The following is a 13,620-nucleotide window of genomic DNA, read 5'->3' as shown; positions in this document are numbered from 1 at the left end:
ATCGCTGATAATTGTTCCGGAACAGAAGCGGCTTCCGAACACAAACAACATCCACTTCCGAGAAAGAATTCGTAACACATCTTTACTCCGCGACGAGCCAGCGGCATTGCATCTGTCACGATGGCATTGATGCGCACCTCTCTTCGCTCGATAACAGCAAGCCCATGGCACCTTCTCCAGCTTGCGACAGGGGCCAAATCGTTCAAGGACAATCCGTTCATCGGATCGAAGCGCTTGAACGGCTATGGGTTGCATGTGAAGCGAATGGCGCTTGCTCACCGGGCAGCAGCCTATCGACGCCGTAAGCTTGCGCGAGGGGTTTCGGCGGAAGATCGCATTCAGTTCGATGCACTCGGTTACGTTGCTATCCCCAATTTCCTTGGCCCCGCGCAGTTCGAGACATTACGGTCCACATTGCTGGACCGCGCATATCCTGCGCGGGAGATGTTGCAGGGCGACACGATCACCCGGCGTATCGCGATCGATGCAAAGCTGATGCGTGAGGTGCCAGGCTTGGCCAAGCTCTTTACAACGCCTCGCTGGCACGGGTTGATGCAATATGTGGCAAGCTATGCCAGCGAACCGCTATATTATATTCAGACCATCCTCTCGCATCGCGCGGAAGCTCCGCCAGATCCGCAGGAACTGCTGCACGCGGATACCTTCCATCCCACGATGAAAGCCTGGTTCTTTCTGACTGACGTTGCGGAGGACGAAGGCCCATTCACATATGTTCCCGGCTCCCATCGCCTGACCCAGCAGCGTCTGGCATGGGAGAAAGCGCGCAGCATGATAGCGCCCGAAGGCGTGGATCATCTTTCCGCGCGCGGATCGATGCGCGTCGATCGGGATGAACTGCGCGCAATGGGGCTTCCGGAGCCGGTCAAACTTGCGGTCAAAGCAAATACGCTGGTGGTTGCGGACACATGTGGTTTTCATGCCCGCGGCGCTTCCGTGCGACCCACGACGCGGGTGGAGATATGGGCATATGCACGGCGCAATCCGTTTATCCCGTGGACGGGCCTTGACCCGCTATCGCTCCCGGGAATTGCGTTTCGGCGTATCTCGTTAATGTGGCTGGCCCGCGATCGACTGGCCCGCTGGATTGGCCAGCCTTGGACCGACGTCGGCGTAAAGCGGCCATCGGATGGTTGATAGCATCCCGCTAATCAAGCGATTGTCATAACAGCATATTTACTTACTCGTTATAGTTAACAAAATTGTGCAGCGCGAAAACGTGCTTGCAATACCGGCTTCCTAAACTACAAACGCGGGCGGGGCGGGATTGTAAAACATAAAGTGATTTGTGCAGGGACACCCGCGTATGAACATAGCCACTCGGATTTCATCCATCGAAAGTGGACGGCGCGTCATAGAGCAAGAAGCATCTGGCTTGAATGCCTTGAGCGTGGCTCTGGATGAGAATTTCTCAGCTGCCGTCCGGATCGTTGCCGCCACCGCTGGACGCGTAATCGTTACCGGCATCGGCAAATCAGGCCACATCGCGCGAAAGATAGCTGCGACATTGGCCTCGACAGGAACACCGGCTTTCTTCGTTCACCCCGCCGAAGCTTCGCACGGCGATCTGGGGATGCTCAAATCGGTCGATAGCCTCGTTGTTCTGTCGAACTCAGGCGCGACCGTTGAGCTACGCGCCATCGTTGGCCATGCGCGACAGATCGGGATTCCAATCGTTGCAATGGCGTCCAAGGCAGACTCGCCGATAGTGCGCCAATCCACTGTAGCCATTTGCCTGCCGCGAATGGCGGAAGCCTGCCCCGTCAAAATAGCCCCCACAACATCCACTACAATGATGCTTGCGTTGGGCGATGCGTTGGCGATCGCTGTGATGGAGATGCGCGGGACGTCGCGAACGGACCTGATGCGGCTCCACCCCGGCGGAAACATCGGGTGGAAGCTGATGCCAGTGGACACCCTGCTCCGTAGTGAAGACCCGCTTCCGCTCGTCCGCCCCACGACAGGGATGCGCGACGTCGTGCTGGAAATGACATCGACCGGCAAAGGCGCGGCGGGGGTCGTCGACGACGATGGCAATCTTATCGGCATCATTACCGATGGCGATTTGCGGCGGTCATTCGATCAGATGTTGATTGCGACGGCAGGCGATGTGATGACGCGCAATCCGATCACGGTGCCGAGCGGCACGCCGATCGAAGATGCACTGACGCTGTTGTCTGAGGCCGCCATTACGGTGGTGTTCGTGATGAGCAGCGAAAACCCCCGGCAGCCTCTGGGGTTGCTCCATATCCACAGCATGGCAATGAGCCTCTGACCGCTTCTCAGCGATTCAGAACATTCCCATGACTACGGCGATCATCATTCCTGCGCGATATGCGTCTTCGCGCTTTCCGGGAAAACCTCTGGCGCCGTTGAAGGGCGCAAGCGGCCTTTCAAAACCATTGGTCCAGCGGAGCATCGAGGCTGCGCGTACCGTTCAAGGTGTAGATCACCTGTTCGTCGCGACCGACGATGAGCGCATCGCCAACGTAGCGTTGGAATGCGGTGCACAGATCGCAATGACGCCGCCGGAATGCGCCAATGGCTCAGAACGTGTGGGGGCGGCTCTGCCTTCGCTGCCTGAAGACGTCGACGTTGTCGTCAATTTTCAGGGTGATGCGCTGCTTACCCCGCCCGATCTGGTATCTATGCTCATCGCGCATATGCACGAGCATCCGAACTGCGAAGTCGCTACAGTCGCCGTGCGCTGTTCGCCAACGGTCTATGCCCATCTGCTGAACGATCAGGCACATGGTCGAGTGGGCGGCACGACAGTGGTGTGCAATGCCAGGAACGAGGCGCTGTATTTCTCGAAGCGCGTGTTGCCGCACATTGCCGTTGGCAGCACATATGAAGACTCGCCTCCCGTGCTGTTGCATCTAGGTCTTTACGCTTATCGCCGTTCGGCTTTGGAGCGTTATGCGGCTCTTGCGACGACGGACTTGGAAGCCATTGAAGGGCTGGAGCAACTGCGGTTCCTGTTTTACGGGATCCCTGTCGCGGTGGTCGTTGCCGACCCACCGGAATGGGACGCCATCGAACTTAATAACCCATCGGATACCGGACCAATCGAGGCTATCTTGTCCGCGCGTGGGATAGTATAGGCCGATCCATGAAGATTGCGGGAAAATCGATAGGCGGTGACGCGCCTTTGTTCGTCATTGCTGGCCCCTGCGTAATCGAGTCCGAAGGTCTTGTTCTGTCCGTTGCGGAAACGTTGCGCGCGATTGCCGACCGGCTGGGCATCGTTTTGATCTTCAAAAGCAGCTTCGACAAAGCCAACCGTTCCTCCGGCGCGACCTTTCGTGGGCCGGGAATGGACGAAGGCCTGCGGATATTGGAAAAGGTTCGCACAGAAACCGGCCTGCCGGTCCTGACCGACATCCACACCCCCGAACAATGCCGCGCTGCCGCTGATGCGGTCGACATGCTCCAAACCCCGGCGTTTCTTGCTCGCCAGACAGATCTGATAGAAGCGGCATCGTCGACCGGGAAGCCCGTGAACATCAAGAAAGCCCAGTTCATGGCGCCCAGCGACATGACGCAGGTCGTCGCAAAGGGGCGCGCTGCTGCTGCCCGCGCCGGTCTCGATACCGATTGCATCGCAGTGTGTGAGCGCGGCACCACCTTTGGCTACAATAATCTGGTCGTGGATATGCGTGGCCTTGCTACGATGGCGCAAACGGGTTGTCCGGTCGTGTTCGATGCCACCCATTCCGTACAAAGGCCCGGCGGACTGGGCGACCGGTCGGGTGGCGACCGGGAGTTTGTGCCACTGCTGGCGCGCGCAGCGGTTGCTGCTGGTATAAATGGGCTTTTCATGGAAACGCATCCAAATCCGGAAAATGCGCTTTCAGACGGGCCCAATGCCTGGCCACTGGACAAGGCGGAGGCGTTGCTTAGCGATCTGCTTGCTTTGTCGCGGGTTCCCCGCTCCGTGAGCTGAAAGATGAAGGCGCGTATTTTGGCGGTGCCTTTGGCCGCTGCTTTATTGGCCGTCTCGGGATGCAGCATCGCTCGAAATGCGCTTTATGCACCGCGCACCGAACCTATCGCGATCGCCGAATGGACCAAAGCCCGGCCGGAGAGGCTCTCCGTTTCGACCCGCGATGGCTTGATACTGGAAGGGTTCTACTGGCCACCCGCCCGCGCGGATGATCGCGATATATTTATCTTTTTCCACGGTCGCGGCGCGCACCAAGGCGTAGGCGCAAAATATGCGCAGTATCTTGCAGCGGGGGGCGATGCCGTACTCGTGGCGTCTTATCGCGGCTTCGGCGGCAATCCCGGCCATCCTTCGCGCGAAGGACTACTGACAGACGCGACTGCCTTTGTCGCAAAGGCGCGGCAGCTTGCCGGGCCAGATGCGCGCTTATGGTTCGTGGGACATTCTTTAGGCGCCGCAGTGGCATTACAGGCGGCCTGCACGGACGGGCACGCGGCAGGCGTCATCGCAATCAGCGCGTTCTCGGATATCCGCGAAGCCGCCCCGCCGCTCCTGCGGTCATTTTTGCCCGACCAATGGGACAATCGTCGCACGGCGCATTGCGTTACTGCGCCACTCCTTATCCTGCAGGGTGCCGAAGACCGGATCGTTGCGCCAAGCAGTGCTGCCGTTCTTCTAAAAAGCAGCGGTGGACCGGCGACGGCCATAGCAATCGCAAACTGGGCGCATAAGCCTGTGATGCAGACAATGGGCCCGTGGGTGGCCGAAGCCATCGAGGCTCTTGCAAAGGGAGAAGGCACTCCGCTACCGCCATTGCCGGAACACTGGGCGATAGAGGGTGTGCATCGGCCATGATACCGTTGCTCCGCATCCCGCCCTTTCCCGGCAGCAAAGTCACGCAGCTAGCCCGTGCTGGTAAAGGTACGGATGAATCCGAAATCATCCTGCCGCTGCTACGGGATGCAAAAGTAGGCGGCACATTCTGGGCTGCGCAGCCCGCTATACCCGCTGGCGCTATCGTCGGGTGCCCGTGGGATACGGTCAGTGCGAGGAGCATGGTTGAACGTGCCACCATCATAGAAAAGCCGTTCGTCCTGTGGGCGAAGGATAAGACTGTCGCACAACAAGTCGATACGTCGCACATCGCGGTGGTCATCGGCGACGCTGACCCTTGGCACATGTCCGATAAAGCATCGATGTTCTGGGGCAATTTCGACGATGAGCGCTTGCTTATCGCGGTTTTGGCAGGGCGCGCAGTCGAGGGGATGGACGGAGCACCCTATCCCGATGCCATCGCAACGCTGCACGAATACTGCCAGCAATGGGTGCACATCGACCCATTCACCACCGAACCTGTCGGCATGGCCCAAACGATTGAACTATTAGCGTATTGGCGCAGCATCATTGATGCCAATCGGACGATTGCAGCGGCTGCAGGCATGGCTTTCTGGAAGCGCGAGACGGTCGAACCGCTGCTCTGGAACGGATGTTCGAACGTTCACCATATTGCGTCACTCGATGCGCTGCAGTCCTTGCCCCTGGATGCGGCGGTTGCGGTGTGGAAAGCGAAGACACCGCCCGACCTGCTAAAGGCTATAGAACAGCGCGCGGCCAATAACCCTGCCCTGCTGCACGAAGTTGAGGACGGATTCATCCGGTCGATTGGCCTTGGCGCTGACTGCGTTCCCCCTCTTTCCATCACGGTCGATTCCATAGGCGTTCATTTCGATCCGGCACAAGAAAGCGCTCTGGAGCGATTGTTGAATGATGCAGACATTATGCCGGAACAGTTGGCCAGAGCGGCGGCCATACGCGAACTGATCGTATCTTCAGGCTTGTCGAAATATGGCGTAGGCAGCGGTACGCTGGACCGGCCGGGTGGAGACAAGCGGCATCTGCTTGTGCCGGGGCAGGTTGAGGACGACCGTTCGGTATTGGCAGCGCGGGGCGATGTGCGCGGCAATCTTGATCTTTTGCGGCGTGCGCGTGCTGCGGAACCCGACGCCTACATAATCTATCGCCCGCATCCCGATGTGGATGCCGGGCATCGCAAAGGCCATGTTTCGGATGAGGCGGCGCTGGCTTACGCTGACTCTATAGATCGGGGCACGGCCATTTCGGCGCTGCTGGATATGGTCGATGCTGTGCACGTGCTATCATCGCTCGCAGGATTCGAAGCGCTGTTGCGGGGTAAGGATGTCACGTGTCACGGCACCCCATTTTATGCTGGCTGGGGCTTGACCCGTGACCTTGCAGCAACACCTACGCGCCGTAAAAGACGCATCGTCATCAATGAACTAGCGGCAGCCGTGCTGTTGCTTTATCCCCGCTATTTAGACCCGGTCACTGGCCTGCCCTGCCCCCCTGAGATACTGGTGAGGCGGCTGGTTGCAGGGGTAAAGAAGGAAAGCCGATTCATCGTGCCGCTACGCAGGCTTCAGGGAAAAGTGAATCGCTGGCGATTCCGGGCGGGTTCCGTTGAAGAAGTTTGATATTGGCAATGAGCCCACCGTCGGCTTTCGCAGCAGCCCTACGGCCAAGTCGCATCTTCGCGATGTAAGTCGCGATCTTCCGCCGGCAGCGCAGCCGTCATTAGCCGGCCGTGTATTTGTCATGCTTCAGGGACCGCCCGGCCCCTTTTTCTGCTTACTGGGTGAGCGGCTGCGCGCGTTGGGTGCCGCGGTGCATCGCATCAATTTCAATGGCGGCGACCGGATCGACTGGCCGGGCGAAGGCGCCGTCGATTTTCGCGATCGCTTCGCCAAGTGGCCTCGTTTTTTCGATCATTTCCTTCGCGACAAGGGCATTACCGATGTCATGCTCTTCGGCGATTGTCGCCCTATGCATCGCGCCGCACACGGAATGGCGAAACTGCGCGACATCAATATTCATGTGTTCGAGGAAGGCTATATTCGTCCCGACTGGGTGACAATGGAACTGGATGGCGTGAACGGTCACTCTACATTGCCGCGTGACCCGAAATGGTTTCTCGAACAGGCTCGCACCCTGCCCCCCGTCCCCGAACTGCCCCCCATAACGGCGAGCTTCGATAGGCGTATCAGAGACAGCTATCGCTATTTTCATCATGTCGTCACGCAATGCTGGCGCTTTCCCCATTATCGTTCGCACCGACCTGGATCTGTATTGATTGAAGGGGTGCGGTGGGGATGGAAGCTGGTCGTAACCAAAAGACTCGCAGAGCAACGCACAAAGCGCGCGCTCGCCCGGGTTGAAGGAAAACGTTACTTTCTTTTCCCCCTTCAGCTCAGCTCAGACTATCAGATCCGCGAACACAGCCCCTTTCCCGACATGGCAAGCGCGGTGCACTATGTGCTCGACAGTTTTGCGCACCATGCGCCCGCCGACGCCATGCTCCTTATCAAGGAGCATCCACTGGACGCCGGGACGACGATCTGGTCCAGGTTTGTTAAGCGCGAAGCCACGCGGCAAAATCTGGCCGATCGAGTGGTTCACCTTGCGGGCGGCGATTTGGCTTATTTGGCAAAACATTCCGTTGGAATGGTCACGGTCAACTCAACATCGGGTACTTTTGCGCTTGAATCCAGAATTCCCGTTACTGTTCTTGGTGATGCGATATACGATATTCAGGGTATTACGCATCAGGGAGAACTCGACCGGTTCTGGACCGATCCACAAACGCCGGACGATGCTACGTGGCGTTCTTTTCGCCAAGTGCTGCATAATGATTGCCTAGTCAGGGGCGGCTTTGCGAGCAACACCGCGGTTTCCATATTGATAGAATCCGTGTCCAGAAGAATTTTGTCGTAGAAATCTTGTGATGACAGGTATTTTCTTCTGACAGTTAGTCAAAGTTGTATCGCTTTTTTTCGGAAACAATGTGTGGCAACTGCCATTCAATATCGGCGTCAGGTGAAGTTAGAGTGCGTTCTCGTCCATTATTGCTAGACGTACGCCGCCTGATCTGGCGCATCTGGGTTGGCGGAATGCCTACGGGGGTCGACCATGTGTGCCTTGCCTATCTCAAACATTTTGCGCCCCAAGCCCAGGCAGTTGTAGAGCGCGGTCGCTTTCGGCGTATCTTGTCGCCGGAACAGTCCGACCGCCTTTTCGCGATCCTTCGTTTCGGCATAGGCGGATTTAAGCGGGACATGTCCATATTGGGGATCCGTGCGATCCTCTCGAATTTCGGTGATGCGAGCCGCGGCATGGGAAGACCATATCTCAATGTCGGCCACACCGGGCTGGACTCAAAATCGAGTGCGGCCTCTTTAGAGGTTAGCCCGATTTACCTGCTCCACGACCTGATCCCGATAACCCATCCGGAATATTGTCGCGCAGGCGAAGACGTCCGTCATACTGAACGTGTCCGAACGATCCTCAATCGCGGTCACGGTGTAATCGCCAATTCCAACGACACCGTAAAAGCACTGCAGCAGTTTGCTGGCGCGCACGATCACCCTATGCCGCCCACCTTGACTGCCTATCTTGGGACACGTTTGATGACACGTCCCGATCAGACGCCCAGCCCTATCGACCGCCCCTATTTCGTCATGCTGGGTACGATCGAAGGCCGAAAAAACCATATCCTCATGTTGAACATCTGGCGCGACATGGTTGCCGACATGGGCGAGAATGCGCCTGTTCTGGTGATCATAGGAAAACGTGGCTGGGAAAGCGAACAAGCTGTAGATCTGCTTGAAAGATGTCCGGGGCTTTCGCGCCATGTGCTGGAGCTACCGCATTGTCCGGACGAGGAAGTGGCCCGCTATTTCCATCATGCGCGCGCCTTACTGTTCCCCTCCTTCACCGAAGGTTATGGAATGCCACTGATCGAAGCGTTAGCAACAGGGCTGCCTGTTATCGCCAGCGACATCGGAGTCTTTCGGGAATTGGCCGATGATATCCCCGAATATCTTAGTCCGATCGATGGTCTCGGTTGGCGCCAAACGATTGAGGCGTATTTGCCGAAAGATAGTCCGGCGCGACACAAACAGGTGGATCGTATGGAGGGGTTTCATGCTCCCACATGGGATGAGCATTTTACCAAGGTAGATGCGTGGCTTCCAACCGTTCGGGAGAGAAACGTCCTATGAACGATCTTGTTGCTTAGCCAACGGGCTCAAGCCCCTCGTCCCGCAACCATTGCCTTTCATACGCAATCTTGAAAACCCGGTTCAACAGCGGATTACTCCAACCGCAATTGGTGCTGAAATCACGTTTCAGGGTATCGTGATGCAATTGATGCGCTGCGGGCGTCATCAGCAGTCCTGTTTGCCGCATGACCCGCACGATCCAGACATTGTCGGCGCGATGTAATGTGCCGTGGAAATATTGGGCGAAAGCGCCGCCTAGCAGTAATGCGACCATAGCTGCGATAGCCCAGCCGGGGACCGGGAACATGACGGCTGCGGCATTCATCAGTAGAGAAAGTGGCAGCGCCCCGGCAAGAACCGTCGATCCGATCAAGCGCACGACCCCGCGCCTACCCAGTGCATCGGGCCGTGGATGGTGGTTCTTGAAATCATAAACCAACCGTTCGAGCGGATTGATGCGCTTCATCGCACTGCGAAACATAGTTTGATATTCCTGCGATTCACGCGATCCGCCATAAAAATATAGCCGATCCAAACCGACGCCCGTCACGCAGGGCCGATAGTCCATATACATATGAACTGCGCCAGACAGCAAATCCGCACCATACCACCCGACGAGCATGGCGGGAAACACCCACCAACTGGGATCGCGCAGCACAAAGGCAACGTTGGCAGCCAGCGAAGCAAAGAACAGGGCGATCACGAAACGCATCAACATTCCAGCCCTTTAGCAGAGCATCGCCAGCCTTCCAATCGTCAGAATGGCAAGTCGATCAGACTTACGCTGCGCCCGCGATCCGGATGGGTTGAGTGGTGGCCATTGGCTGATCGGGCCATATGCCCCGCGTGTCGTATACGGTTTTGCTCGCCCGCTCTTCGACAGGAACGGACTTGAAGATGTCGTGATCGACAAGCACGATGAATACATCGCAGCGTTCCAACGCACTATCGATATCGATCAACTCTGCCCCCGTACCGACAAAATCCACAGGTAGGTCAGCAGCATAAGGTTCGACGAGTTTGATCCGCCGACCATAGCGTCGCGCCAATCGGGCTGCGACCTTGACCGCAGGGCTTTCACGGAAGTCGTCGATGTTGGCTTTGAACGCCAGGCCGAGGCACGCAATTTCCGCACCCGGATGGGTGTCGATCAGGTCTGAAGCCTTCGCAACGACATAATCGGTTTTCGCGTCGTTCACTTCCCGTGCCGTGCGGATGATCTTCGCATTTTCAGGGTCGCCATGCACAATGAACCACGGATCGACGGCAATGCAATGACCGCCCACACCAGGACCGGGCGACAATATGTTCACACGTGGATGACGATTGGCCAGACGTATCACTTCCCAAACGTCAATCCCCATGCCCTCGGCAATGACCGACAGTTCGTTGGCGAACGCAATGTTTACGTCACGGAAGCTGTTCTCAACTAGCTTAACCATCTCAGCCGCCCGCGCAGTCGTAGTGATACATTGCCCGCGAACGAACTGGCGATAGAAGCCCAGCGCCTTTCGTGCGCAACGCGGCGTTATGCCCCCGATGCATCGGTCGTTGTCGATTAACTCGACCAGAATGCGGCCCGGAAGAACCCGTTCCGGGCAATAGGCGATGGAGACGTCCGGCACCCCGCCCTGCCCCGGCATCTTGAGATCGCCGCGCAGCGTCCCCAGCAAATCGCGCATGGCTTCAGTAGTGCCAACCGGCGAGGTCGATTCCAGAATGACTGTGTCGCCCGCTTTCAACACCGGCGCGATCGTTCTCGCTGCCGACAGGACAAAGCTGATGTCGGGCGCATGATCTTCCGAAACAGGGGTCGGCACTGCGATCACGAATACATCGCTCGGCTCGACTTGGGTGGATGCGCGCAGCAATCCACGCGCGACTACGCCCTGTACCAGCCCGTCCAAATCGACTTCTTCGATATGCACTCGGCCATTGTTGACCGTATCCACAACGGTCTGCGACACGTCTATGCCCAGGACCTTTGCCCCGGACCGTGCAATCAATGCAGCGGTTGGCAGCCCGATATAGCCAAGACCGATAACGGAAACCTGTTGTTCGATGTCGACCGGCATGAAATGCAAATTCCCGTGGTAGGTGGATTTGCGGACATTCCTGCCTTGAAAAGCTGAATATTTCGGTAATGGGCCAGCATCGGATTTGCCCATCGGAAGGTCAGCGTCAGGCGGCGATGTTATCCCCTTGGGCACTTTGGTGCGCATTCGTTCCGATCACGCCAGCTATCCGCCCGCTCGCCTCTCCATCCCCGAACGGATTATGCGCCCGTGCCATTTCGGCATAAGCCGCATCGTCGTCCAGTAAGGCGAAAACCTCTGCCACGATCCTGTGACGATCCGTTCCGACCAACTTCGCCGTTCCCGCTGCAACCCCTTCTGGTCGCTCGGTCGTCTCCCGCATGACGAGCACCGGCTTGCCCAGCGAAGGCGCTTCTTCCTGTACGCCGCCGCTATCGGTCAGGACGATGTGGCACATGTCGAGAAGGCGGACGAAATGCGGATAGTCCAGCGGATCGATCATGGCGACATTCGCCAGCCCGTCCAGCTCCGCATCCATCACCTTCCGCACGTTGGGATTGGGATGCACCGGGAAGATGATGGCGACATCCGGTCGCGCTGCAATGTCCCGGACGGCCTTGGCAATCGCTTCCATGCCTCCGCCGAAATTCTCCCGCCGGTGACTTGTGACGGCGATGATGCGCTTGCCCGCAAAGCGTGTCGCCAAGTCGTCAAGGCCGCCGGCTAGCGCAGGCTCCAGAGATATGCGCGCCTTTGTCGCGAGCAATGCGTCAATCACGGTGTTGCCCGTCACATAGATGCCAGCAGGATCGCGCCCTTCCGCCAATAGAGCGTCGGCCGCCGTCTGCGTTGGCGCGAAGTTCATATCCGCGATGCAGGCTACCACACGCCGGTTCACTTCCTCAGGCCAGGGGTGATGAATATCGCCGCTGCGAAGCCCCGCTTCGACATGCGCCACCGGGATTTTGCGATAATAGGCCGCAAGACTGGCCACCATCGTCGTCAACGTATCGCCATGTACCAGCACCCGGTCGGGCTTTTCACTGTCAAATGCCTTGCCCAGTTCCACAATGAGTCGCGCCGTAAGCCCATCGAGCGTCTGGTCCGGCGTCATGACGTCCAAATCTATATCCGGCAAGATTCCTGCGGTCTCCAATACCTGGTCGAGTAACCCCCGGTGCTGCGCAGTGACGCAAACACGAACGTCAACGCCGGGTGCATCGCGCAGCGCATGGATTACCGGGAACAGCTTGATCGCTTCGGGACGGGTTCCGAATACGCACAATATCTTCATCGAAACCCCTGATGTGTAACTAATAGCGTTTCCCGCCGTTATGGCCTAAATTCCTTCACAGCCCTTTAATCGCGGCTTCTTAGATTATGCTGCACATGCTAAGGGGTCGCCACTTTCGAAAAGGCAGGACTACTCTTCATGACGGCATCTGTTGTTCCGGTTATCCTTTCTGGTGGGTCAGGAACGCGCCTTTGGCCTGTTTCACGCCCTGAACGACCCAAGCAATTGCTGGCCTTGACCGCGGCTGAGACCATGCTGCAACTGACCGCTCGTCGTACCGATGCGACTGCTGCGTCCTACATTTCCTTCGGCGCTCCGATTCTCGTGGCCAATGCCAATCATGCCGACGTGATCGAGGAGCAACTGGCGGAAATCGGTATTACCGATAGCCAGATCCTGCTTGAACCCTTTGGCCGCAACACGGCGCCCGCCATCGCCCTCGCCGCATTGGTGGCGGACAATCCTGCGGACGCTTTGCTGGTCATGCCGAGCGATCACGTCATTCTCGATCTTCCCGCCTTTCACGCCGCCATCGCGCAAGCGCTGCCGCTTGTTTCGGAAGGCTGGCTGGTAACATTCGGTATCACGCCCGACGCTCCCGAAACCGGCTATGGCTACATTCAGATGGGCGATGCCGTGCAGGGGACCGTCAAGGCAGTTACCCGCTTCGTGGAAAAGCCCGATGCAGTGCGCGCGGCGGACATGCTTGCCGAAGGAGGCTATGCCTGGAACGCGGGGATATTCCTGTTCCGGGCTGACGCTTACCTTGCCGCTCTCGAAGAGTTTCAGCCAGACATGCTCGTCGCTGCGAAGGCATCGCTGGAAAAAGGTCGCAAGGACGGACAGCGCTTCTATCCCGATGCGACCTCTTTCGAGGCCTGCCCCTCGGACTCAATCGACTACGCCGTCATGGAAAAGGCAGCGAAGGTCGCGTGCGTTCCCGTAGACATGGGATGGTCGGACGTCGGAAGCTGGGACTCCCTCCACGCCATCAGCGATAAGGACGACAATGGTAATGCCGTCCGTGGCGACGTGCTGACGCTCGATACGGCACGCTGTCTCGTCCATAGCGATGGACCGCGCGTGGCGATGGTCGGTGTCGAGGATCTGATCGTCGTCGTCGCGCATGGCGACATCATGATCCTGCGTCGTGGACAGTCGCAGAATGTGAAGAAGGTGACAGAAGCGCTGAAGAACCGCTGATCGGATGACACGCGCGCACCGGCCAACCTTGAAGCATTGGGCCTATGC

At 57.9% G+C, this 13,620-nt stretch carries 12 protein-coding genes; 9 read left to right on the top strand and 3 right to left on the bottom strand.

What is annotated here, in order from left to right; all coding sequences use genetic code 11:
- The first annotated feature begins 120 nt into the window (after nucleotides 1-120).
- The 8 genes from LQ220_RS06210 (at nucleotide 121) to LQ220_RS06175 (ending at nucleotide 9,039) form a co-directional block, all read left to right on the top strand.
- The gene (locus LQ220_RS06210) at nucleotides 121-1,155 is read left to right on the top strand and encodes a phytanoyl-CoA dioxygenase family protein (RefSeq protein ID WP_230187437.1); all 1,035 of its coding nucleotides are present in this window, start codon (nucleotides 121-123) and stop codon (nucleotides 1,153-1,155) included.
- A 169-nt stretch (nucleotides 1,156-1,324) separates the two neighbouring features.
- Complete coding sequence (locus LQ220_RS06205) at nucleotides 1,325-2,293, top strand: KpsF/GutQ family sugar-phosphate isomerase (protein WP_230187436.1); 969 nt, start codon at nucleotides 1,325-1,327, stop codon at nucleotides 2,291-2,293.
- 28 nt (nucleotides 2,294-2,321) lie between these two features.
- Nucleotides 2,322-3,122 (top strand): manno-octulosonate cytidylyltransferase, encoded by an 801-nt coding sequence (locus tag LQ220_RS06200; protein WP_230187435.1) that lies wholly within the window; start codon nucleotides 2,322-2,324, stop codon nucleotides 3,120-3,122.
- A gap of 8 nt (nucleotides 3,123-3,130) precedes the next feature.
- A complete protein-coding gene (gene kdsA, locus LQ220_RS06195; RefSeq protein ID WP_230187434.1) occupies nucleotides 3,131-3,964 on the top strand; it encodes a 3-deoxy-8-phosphooctulonate synthase in 834 nt (277 codons plus the stop codon).
- A 3-nt stretch (nucleotides 3,965-3,967) separates the two neighbouring features.
- On the top strand, nucleotides 3,968-4,819 hold the full coding sequence (locus tag LQ220_RS06190; protein WP_230187433.1) for an alpha/beta fold hydrolase: 852 nt from the start codon (nucleotides 3,968-3,970) through the stop codon (nucleotides 4,817-4,819).
- Nucleotides 4,816-6,456 (top strand): capsule biosynthesis protein, encoded by a 1,641-nt coding sequence (locus LQ220_RS06185; protein WP_230187432.1) that lies wholly within the window; start codon nucleotides 4,816-4,818, stop codon nucleotides 6,454-6,456. The genes LQ220_RS06190 and LQ220_RS06185 overlap by 4 nt, the downstream gene beginning before the upstream one ends.
- Nucleotides 6,443-7,753 carry a capsular biosynthesis protein gene (locus LQ220_RS06180; RefSeq protein ID WP_230187431.1) on the top strand — a complete coding sequence of 437 codons (1,311 nt, stop codon included), beginning with the start codon at nucleotides 6,443-6,445 and terminating at the stop codon, nucleotides 7,751-7,753. Before LQ220_RS06185 ends, LQ220_RS06180 begins: the two co-directional genes overlap by 14 nt.
- Before the next feature lie 197 nt (nucleotides 7,754-7,950).
- A complete protein-coding gene (locus LQ220_RS06175) occupies nucleotides 7,951-9,039 on the top strand; it encodes a glycosyltransferase family 1 protein (protein WP_230187430.1) in 1,089 nt (362 codons plus the stop codon).
- 13 nt (nucleotides 9,040-9,052) lie between these two features.
- On the opposite strand, the gene LQ220_RS06170 is transcribed toward LQ220_RS06175, so the two are convergent.
- The 3 genes from LQ220_RS06170 to wecB form a co-directional block, all read right to left on the bottom strand.
- Nucleotides 9,053-9,757 (bottom strand): fatty acid desaturase family protein, encoded by a 705-nt coding sequence (locus tag LQ220_RS06170; protein ID WP_230187429.1) that lies wholly within the window; start codon nucleotides 9,755-9,757, stop codon nucleotides 9,053-9,055.
- 61 nt (nucleotides 9,758-9,818) lie between these two features.
- Nucleotides 9,819-11,114 (bottom strand): UDP-N-acetyl-D-mannosamine dehydrogenase, encoded by a 1,296-nt coding sequence (gene wecC, locus LQ220_RS06165; RefSeq protein WP_230187428.1) that lies wholly within the window; start codon nucleotides 11,112-11,114, stop codon nucleotides 9,819-9,821.
- 106 nt (nucleotides 11,115-11,220) lie between these two features.
- A complete protein-coding gene (wecB, locus tag LQ220_RS06160) occupies nucleotides 11,221-12,369 on the bottom strand; it encodes a UDP-N-acetylglucosamine 2-epimerase (non-hydrolyzing) (protein WP_230187427.1) in 1,149 nt (382 codons plus the stop codon).
- 138 nt (nucleotides 12,370-12,507) lie between these two features.
- On the opposite strand from wecB, the gene LQ220_RS06155 reads away from it, so the two are divergent.
- The gene (locus LQ220_RS06155) at nucleotides 12,508-13,572 is read left to right on the top strand and encodes a mannose-1-phosphate guanylyltransferase/mannose-6-phosphate isomerase (RefSeq protein WP_230187426.1); all 1,065 of its coding nucleotides are present in this window, start codon (nucleotides 12,508-12,510) and stop codon (nucleotides 13,570-13,572) included.
- The last annotated feature ends 48 nt before the right edge of the window (nucleotides 13,573-13,620 follow it).

Source organism: Sphingobium sp. CECT 9361 (genome assembly GCF_918741285.1).
In the GTDB taxonomy this organism is placed as follows: domain Bacteria; phylum Pseudomonadota; class Alphaproteobacteria; order Sphingomonadales; family Sphingomonadaceae; genus Sphingobium.
This window is presented reverse-complemented; position numbering and strand designations above follow the sequence as displayed.